Below are 1,516 nucleotides of genomic sequence, written 5' to 3'. Positions count from 1 at the left end.
CCCCCAGGAAAACGACAACCCATCCCCACAATCGCCATCGGTTCCTGCTGACGATCCTCTATCTCACGCAGGCGTTCACGGGTCTGGTGGAGATCGGTGGTGACCCGTTTGAGATAGTCACGAAGCTTCTCTTCGTTCGCCATCCAAAAACGCCTTCCTTGTGACACACGCTGAGACAGCGGCGTACTCAGATTCCAAGCTGATTGTCGATGAAATCGAACATGTCGTCGTCGCTGGCCGACTGAATCCTGTCGGCAACCGAGCCACCGTCTTCGCCAACCTCATTGGGTTCGCCGGCGTCGTTCAGCAGAGAAAGAATGTCCTTGAGCCGAGCGGTGACTCGCGTCCGTGCGGTGTCGTCACCAATGATCTCGGTGATCGAGGCTTCGAGCTTGTCGAGTCCGGAGTAGGCCGAGAGAGCAGTTGTTTCCTCCCTGGCCGAACCGAGCATTTCCTGCGCCAAGAGCTCGGTCAGGGCTGTGGGAGTGGGATAGTCGAACACCGCCGTCGCCGGCAGACGCAGACCCGTGGCACTGCTCAGCCGGTTACGCAGTTCAACAGCGGTCAGGGAATCGAAGCCGACATCACGGAACGTACGACCGGCATCGATGACGCCCGGCCCGGACATGCCCAGAACCAGAGCCGCCTGCTCCATGACCAGGTCCTGCAGGATCTCTTGCTGCTCAGCCGGACCCAGTGCAGCCAAGCGCGCGACCAGGGCGTTGTCGCCGCCGGTGGCAGGATCACCGACGGTGCGGCGGGCCGGGGCGTTCGAACGCCCCGCCTGGACCAGAGCGGACAACAACGGCGGGACCTCACCCGAGCGACGCAACGCAGCAAGATCCAGCCGGGCCGCCACCAACAACGGATCGGCCGCACCAGCCGCCGCGTCCAGCAGCTCCAGACCCTCCGGCCCGGACAACGGCCGCAAACCCTGACGAGCCATCCGCTGCCAGTCCGCATCCGTCAGACCACCGGCCATACCCCCCTCCCACGGCCCCCACGCCAACGACACCCCAGGCAAACCCTCACGCCTGCGATAAGCAGCAAGCACATCCAGGAACGTATTCGCAGCCGCGTAGCTGGCCTGACCCGCATTACCGGTCACACCGGCAATGGACGAGAACAGGATGAAGCTGGCCAGATCCAAGCCACGAGTGAGCTCGTGCAGATGCCACGCCGCATCCACCTTCGGCCGCATCACCGCCTCCACCCGCTCCGCACTCAACCCCACAGCCAACCCGTCATCAAGCACACCCGCAGCATGAACCACCCCAACAAGCGGCGCGCCCGCCGGCACACCAGCCAACACCCCAGCCAGTTGGTCCCGGTCAGCGGCATCACAAGCAGCAACACTGACCTGGACCCCCAACTGGTGCAGCTCGGCAGCCAGTTCCGGCATACCAGGTGCGTCAATGCCACGACGTGAGACCAGCAACAACCGCTCCGCCTGCCCGGTCACCGCCAGATGCCGCGCCACCAACCTGCCCAGTGCACCCGAAGCACCCGTGATCAG

At 64.1% G+C, this 1,516-nt stretch carries 2 protein-coding genes; both read right to left on the bottom strand.

The features are described from left to right. A partial coding sequence (locus AQI88_RS49270) for a polyketide synthase docking domain-containing protein (RefSeq protein ID WP_159050612.1) occupies positions 1-143 on the bottom strand: 143 nt, incomplete at its 3' end. 44 nt (positions 144-187) lie between these two features. After that, positions 188-1,516, bottom strand: a 1,329-nt coding sequence (locus AQI88_RS42255; RefSeq protein WP_067011120.1) for a type I polyketide synthase, incomplete at its 5' end; no start/stop codon positions are given.

Source organism: Streptomyces cellostaticus, from assembly GCF_001513965.1.
Classification (GTDB): domain Bacteria; phylum Actinomycetota; class Actinomycetes; order Streptomycetales; family Streptomycetaceae; genus Streptomyces; species Streptomyces cellostaticus.
Note: the sequence above shows the minus strand (reverse complement) of the source record. Positions and strands in the feature narration are given on the sequence as shown.